9 protein-coding genes are annotated in these 5776 nt (G+C 46.7%); all 9 read right to left on the bottom strand.

Annotated features, from left to right (window positions below; translation table 11 throughout):
• A partial coding sequence (locus IID12_09590) for a hypothetical protein (protein ID MCH8289339.1) occupies positions 1-173 on the bottom strand: 173 nt, incomplete at its 3' end.
• Between the two features lie 118 nt (positions 174-291).
• Positions 292-735: a 50S ribosomal protein L9 gene (locus tag IID12_09585; GenBank protein MCH8289338.1), complete on the bottom strand. Its 444-nt coding sequence runs from the start codon at positions 733-735 to the stop codon at positions 292-294.
• A 12-nt stretch (positions 736-747) separates the two neighbouring features.
• Positions 748-969 (bottom strand): 30S ribosomal protein S18, encoded by a 222-nt coding sequence (locus IID12_09580; GenBank protein ID MCH8289337.1) that lies wholly within the window; start codon positions 967-969, stop codon positions 748-750.
• A gap of 17 nt (positions 970-986) precedes the next feature.
• Entirely contained in the window at positions 987-1562 is a 576-nt protein-coding gene (locus IID12_09575; protein MCH8289336.1) for a single-stranded DNA-binding protein, read from the bottom strand.
• A complete protein-coding gene (rpsF, locus tag IID12_09570) occupies positions 1563-1922 on the bottom strand; it encodes a 30S ribosomal protein S6 (GenBank protein MCH8289335.1) in 360 nt (119 codons plus the stop codon).
• 19 nt (positions 1923-1941) lie between these two features.
• Positions 1942-3915: a sodium-translocating pyrophosphatase gene (locus IID12_09565; GenBank protein ID MCH8289334.1), complete on the bottom strand. Its 1974-nt coding sequence runs from the start codon at positions 3913-3915 to the stop codon at positions 1942-1944.
• Positions 3916-3968: 53 nt separating this feature from the next.
• The gene (locus IID12_09560) at positions 3969-4559 is read right to left on the bottom strand and encodes an aminoacyl-tRNA hydrolase (GenBank protein MCH8289333.1); all 591 of its coding nucleotides are present in this window, start codon (positions 4557-4559) and stop codon (positions 3969-3971) included.
• Between the two features lie 18 nt (positions 4560-4577).
• A complete protein-coding gene (locus IID12_09555; protein ID MCH8289332.1) occupies positions 4578-5264 on the bottom strand; it encodes a 50S ribosomal protein L25 in 687 nt (228 codons plus the stop codon).
• 20 nt (positions 5265-5284) lie between these two features.
• The coding region (gene prs, locus IID12_09550; GenBank protein ID MCH8289331.1) for a ribose-phosphate diphosphokinase at positions 5285-5776 on the bottom strand (492 nt) is incomplete at its 5' end.

Here is a 5776-nt window from a genome sequence, read left to right as displayed (position 1 = left end):
TTTTTATCAGCGGAAGCCTCGACCACGAAACCAACTTCAGTTTTATTTTTAAGCGGCGCCGCGACGCGGCATCCGATTGGCAGGTCAACCCAATCATTCGGAACTCTGTAGGTGTAAGCGTCATCTAAAAGCAGTGGAAACGCTACGTTTACGGTCTTTTGAGCGTCATTCATTGAAAATCAAGATAGAGCAACCTTAAGGAAAATGCAATTTAAAAGGGGAGTTCGATCCGATATCAAATAAAAAGCGCAGGTATGACCCACGCTTTTAAATGATTATTTATATTGAAATTTACTGCTTGATCACCCAGAGTTTTACTTCCGCTTTTACATCCTGATGCACTTTCACGGAGATGTTATAAATACCGAGCGCTTTAATCGGATCCTCAAGGAGTATATCCCTTTTGTCGACCGTGAATCCTTTTTCTTCTAAAAGGGTTGATATTTCCTGCGAGGTTACCGCACCGAACACCTTGTCTTCTTCTCCTACCTGAACGCTTGCCGTGATAGAGACTTTACTCATCTCGGCTGCTATCTCTTCAGCGCCGGTGACCTCACGGCTCTTTTTCGCCTGCTGCCGTTTCTTACCTTCATCGTATACCCGCATGTTGGCTTTGCTCGCTTCTAATGCGATGCTTCTCGGGATAAGATAATTTCGGGCATATCCGTCCTTCACTTTCACTATCTCCCCCGCGTCGCCGAGGTTCTCATGGTCTTTTGTAAGTATAATTTTCATACAGCTCCCTCACTACACCGATTTAACCGTGTACGCCAACAGCGAGATGTTTCTGGCTCTCTTGATAGCCGATGTTATCTCACGTTGATGCTTTGCGCACGATCCCGAAATCCTGCGGGGAATAATCTTTCCCTGTTCCGTTATGAATTTTCTCAACATTCTCGGGTCTTTGTAGTCTATAATAAGCTCACGAGTTTCGCAAAATCTGCATATTTTCTTCTTTGAAATCGCCATTCAATCTTCTCCGATAATTAAATCTCTAATCCTCTATAACCGAATTCGTCTTTTTCGGTGTCTTTGTCTTCATCCACACCGGACATTTCGACTCTCTCCGCCGGTTCTGCCTCCACCGCCTCATCAGCCTCTTCCTTTTTTTCCGCCTCACCGTTTGTTTTTACTTTATCTTCTCCGCTATTGTCAAGGATCTCGTCCTTGTTCTTTTCTACCGGCTCGTTCTTCTCTTCTTCCTTATGTTCGCTTATGTATTTATCAAGGAACTGTATCTTCCGGGCTTTGATCTCAACAATAGTTCTGTTATGCCCATCCTCGGATTTCCATTTCCGGGACTGAAGCTCTCCGGACACGACAACCGAGCTGCCTTTTGACAATCTTCCTTTGCAGCTCTTTGCCAGCGCATCCCATGCCACCACACCGACAAAACAAACGTCTTCTTTTACCTGCCCCTTGTTATCCCTGAATCTGCGGTTCGATGCGAGATGAAAGTTCACCACCGGCGTTCTGTCGGTTGTCTCTCCGAAGGTCGGATCGTTGGTCAGGTTGCCTGCAATAACTACCATATTCAGATCGGGCATGCGCAATTCAGCCATTTACACTTTCTCCGTCTTTGGTTCCTTATCCTTCTCTTCGTTTGCCCTGATCTCCTCTTTGACTCTTTCAGGTTCTTCGTCAAGTCCGACACATAAATGAGACAGGACAGCTTCCATTAAACCGAACTTTTCTTTGAGCATTTTTACCAGTTCGGGTTTCCCTGCAAATTTAAGTAAAATAAAGTTTCCATAACGCTGTTTTTCTATTTCATAAGCCAGTCTCGTCCTCCCCCAATCGCTTTTGCTATAAATATCAGCGCCTTCAGAAATAATGAATTCCTCGACTTCTTTCTTTACCTGTTTGATCTCAACAGCTTCAAGAGAAGAATTGATGATATACAACGTTTCGTAATAGTTCACTCTTTCCTCCATTTCGTTATCATAAAAGTAATGGTGCTATAACCAGAGATACAACCGACATAAGTTTTATCAGGATGTTCATTGAAGGTCCGGAAGTATCTTTAAACGGATCGCCGATCGTATCTCCTACGATAGCAGCTTTATGTGCATCTGAGCCCTTCCCTCCTAAATTTCCAGCCTCAATGTACTTTTTAGCGTTATCCCACGCGGCTCCTCCGTTCGACATGAAAAGCGCAAGGAAAACTCCCGATAATAACGAGCCGGCAAGCAATCCTCCAAGCGCCTCTTTACCGAGAAGAAAGCCTACAGCGATCGGGACGAAGATCGCTATCAATCCGGGAGCTATCATTTCTCTCAATGCAGCTCGTGTACTGATATCAACACAGCGGGCTGAGTCCGGAGTTGCCGTGCCTTCCATCAGACCCGGAATTTCTCTGAACTGCCTTCTAATCTCTTCCACCATCTTGAATGCCGCCTTGCCGACAGACGTCATAGTCAGCGATGCAACAAGAAACGGCACAGCTCCGCCAAGGAGCAAACCTATGACTACTATCGGTTTGGTAAGATCTATCCCCACGGTTTCGAGTTCCACTGCTCTTGTATATGCAGCAAAGAGCGCTAAAGCCGTAAGCGCGGCAGAACCGATGGCAAACCCTTTTCCGAGTGCTGCCGTTGTGTTTCCCAGCGAATCGAGCCCATCGGTAATCTCACGCACGTCATCACCGAGCCCCGCCATCTCCGCTATGCCTCCGGCGTTGTCCGCAATCGGCCCGTAGGCATCGACCGACATCGTGATCCCCACAGTAGCGAGCATCCCGACCGCCGCTATCCCTATGCCGTAAAGACCCGCGAATTCGGATGCAAAATATATTGTTGCGCAAATGATGATGACTGGAACGGTTGTGCTTTCAAATCCTACCGCCAATCCCGTAATAACGTTCGTGGCAGGTCCCGTTTTAGATGCTTCCGCCACGTCCCGGATCGGTTTTGCTCCGGTATAATATTCAGTTGAAAATCCGATGAATATTCCTGCAAGACTTCCTGCGACTATTGCCCAAAAGATCGATATCCCGGTGACGTCACCTTCGCTCAAGCTTCCCCTGAAATCAAGCATATCAGTAGCATAATAGGCGCCTATAAGAAACAGCAGTGCGGCAATTATTGTCGAATACCTCAAAGCGCCTGCCGGACTCCCTTTACTCAGAACTTTGATCGAGGCTATCCCGAGAAGCGAAGCAACGAGACCCAGCATCGCAAGAATCAACGGTAACGACATAAACTTGATCGGCATCGATTGAGTCATCGCAGAAGTCGCGCCAATGGCGATTGTCGCTATTATTGAGCCTACATAAGACTCGAAGATATCCGCTCCCATTCCCGCCGTATCCCCCACGTTGTCGCCGACCATATCGGCGATAACGCCGGGATTTCTCGGATCGTCCTCCGGTATCCCCTCTTCTATCTTGCCGACCAGATCCGCGCCGATGTCTGCCGTTTTAGTGAATATCCCGCCTCCAATTCTCGCGAATAATGCTATCGTGCTCGCTCCCATAGCGAACCCGGTGATATATTTAGCCGTAGATATATCCCGTCCGAATATCAGGAAAAAAATTCCGACGCCGATCAGTCCGAGGCTTGCTACGGAGAGACCCATGACAGATCCACCCATGAACGAAATAGACAGCGCCTTGGCTTGACCGCTTGATGCAGCCGCTTGCGCAGTCCTGACGTTTGCCTTGGTCGCAGCTTTCATCCCGAAGATACCTGCGAGCATCGAGCAAAATGCGCCCGCAAGATAGGCAAATGCAGTTTGAGGAAATATCTGCCAATAAAGAAATATCGTCACTACAAGTATGAATCCGAGCAGAATCGTATATTCCCTCTTGAGGAAAACCATTGCTCCGTCATGTATCAGGCTGGCAAGCTCACGCATCTTATCATTACCGGCATCCTGTTTTGAAATATAAAGATATATTAAAAAGGCTACCACCATCCCGCCGACGCCGAACCATGGCGCATACTCTGTAAATCCGGGTATTTCCAATTTCAGTTTTCCTCCCTGTTTAAGTTACCCTCGTTTTCCCTCTTATTAAATTTATTCATACTCCTATGAATATCGCTGTATATGAATTCAAGCGCGCCATCCGCGGCGTAATCGACCATATTCCGAATATCTCCGATCTGATCTTCGCTAAATCTTGACAGAACAAATTCGACGTCGTCCGAGTCCCTCTCCACGCTGTCGATACCGAGCCGGATACGGGGGAAATCCTCCGAGCGGAGATGGTAAATGATCGATTCCATCCCGTGGTGTCCCCCTGCTCCCCCCTTCTCCCTTATCCGGACAGACCCTAACGGCAGATCAAGATCGTCATAGATAACGAGCATATCGGACGGCGAAAAATCATATTTGTCCTTCAGAGCCAGAACAGCAATTCCGCTTTCGTTCATAGACGTCGTAGGCTTAATTAGCAGGAACGGCCCCGTCCCATCCTTTGATTCCCAATACGGTCCGCTGCCCGGCTTGAGAGTCGTCCTCTTCCTCTGCGCAATTCTGTCGATCACCATGTAACCCAGGTTATGTTTTGTCTCTTCATATTCCGAACCCGGGTTACCTAATCCTATCAGACACTTCAAAAATACACTGGGTATATTTTATTTCTCTTCCGATTTATCCGGAGCCTTTCCGGGAGATTCTTCTTTTTCACCCTTTTCTGCTCCTTCCTCTCCCTCAACCTCTTCACCCTCTTCACCCTCAAGTTCTTCAAGCTCTTCTTCCGGAACAACCTCTTCGACGATCTTGGGAGTCACAACGGAAACGATTGCAAGTTCCGCCTCAGTCACTATAGATATTTTCGGCAGACTGATTTCACTTACATGAATCGAATCCCCTATATCCAGGTTTTCCACGTTGATGTTTATTACTTCCGGTATATCACCCGGCAGCCCTCTCAGGGTGAGTTCTCTTAACGTGGATTGCTGCAGACCTCCCAATTTTACTCCTTCAGGAGTTCCCTCAAAATGAATCGGTATCTGGAGTTCAATCTCCTTGTCCATTCTGATTCCCATCAAGTCGACGTGGAGTATCTTATCCGTTACCGGATGAATCTGCACTTCTTTTATTACAACTTTCTTGGCATCGGCATCGTCCAATTTCATATTTATTATCACATTTCCCGAAGCGATTATTCCAAGCAGCTCCCGCTCCTCTATCAAAAGTAGTTCCGGTTCATCTCCCGAAGAATAGTACACACCGGGAATTCCACCCTCGCGCCTCGTGCTGCTTAAAACGCTTTTTTTAACTACTTCCCGAGACCTGACGTTAAGTAAATCATTTGCCATATCTTGCTCCTTTAATCAATTCAATAATCCTGTTCGTCAAAAAGTTTGCTGATAGACCTCTCTTCGTGTATTCTGATGATTGCTTCGCTGAAAATATTAGCCACGGATACTACTTCCAGCTTTTCAGATGTATGGTCTTCCCTTAACGGAATTGTGTCGGTTACTATAAGTTTTTCTATCGAAGATTCATCTATTTTTTGCAGAGCGTTTTCGGAAAGAACAGGATGGGTAGCCAGAGTATAAACCGCTTCCGCTCCCTTATTGATAGATGTTTCAGCAGCATTTATCAGCGTTCCTGCCGTATCTACAAGATCGTCCAACAAGAGAACTATTTTACCCTCTATATCTCCAATAATGTTCACAACTTCCGATTTATTTGCTTTCTCCCTCCGCTTGTCCACTACGGCTAAATCAAGGTCTAAACGGCGCGCAAACGCTCGTGCCATCTTTATGCCGCCGATGTCCGGCGCCATAACTACCGCGTCCTTGATATATTCCTTCTTGGATAGATA

The organism is Candidatus Neomarinimicrobiota bacterium (genome assembly GCA_022567655.1).
Lineage (GTDB): Bacteria > Fidelibacterota > SORT01 > SORT01 > SORT01 > JADFGO01.
The sequence above is the reverse complement of the archived record's forward strand: the minus strand, read 5'-3'. Positions and strand labels throughout refer to the sequence as shown.

Coding starts and splice junctions, on each gene's coding strand:
- IID12_09585 (MCH8289338.1), bottom strand. CDS start 735: ATGAAAATTATACTTACAAAAGACCATGAGAACCTCGGCGACGCGGGG.
- IID12_09580 (MCH8289337.1), bottom strand. CDS start 969: ATGGCGATTTCAAAGAAGAAAATATGCAGATTTTGCGAAACTCGTGAG.
- IID12_09575 (MCH8289336.1), bottom strand. CDS start 1,562: ATGGCTGAATTGCGCATGCCCGATCTGAATATGGTAGTTATTGCAGGC.
- IID12_09565 (MCH8289334.1), bottom strand. CDS start 3,915: ATGGTGGTAGCCTTTTTAATATATCTTTATATTTCAAAACAGGATGCC.
- IID12_09555 (MCH8289332.1), bottom strand. CDS start 5,264: ATGGCAAATGATTTACTTAACGTCAGGTCTCGGGAAGTAGTTAAAAAA.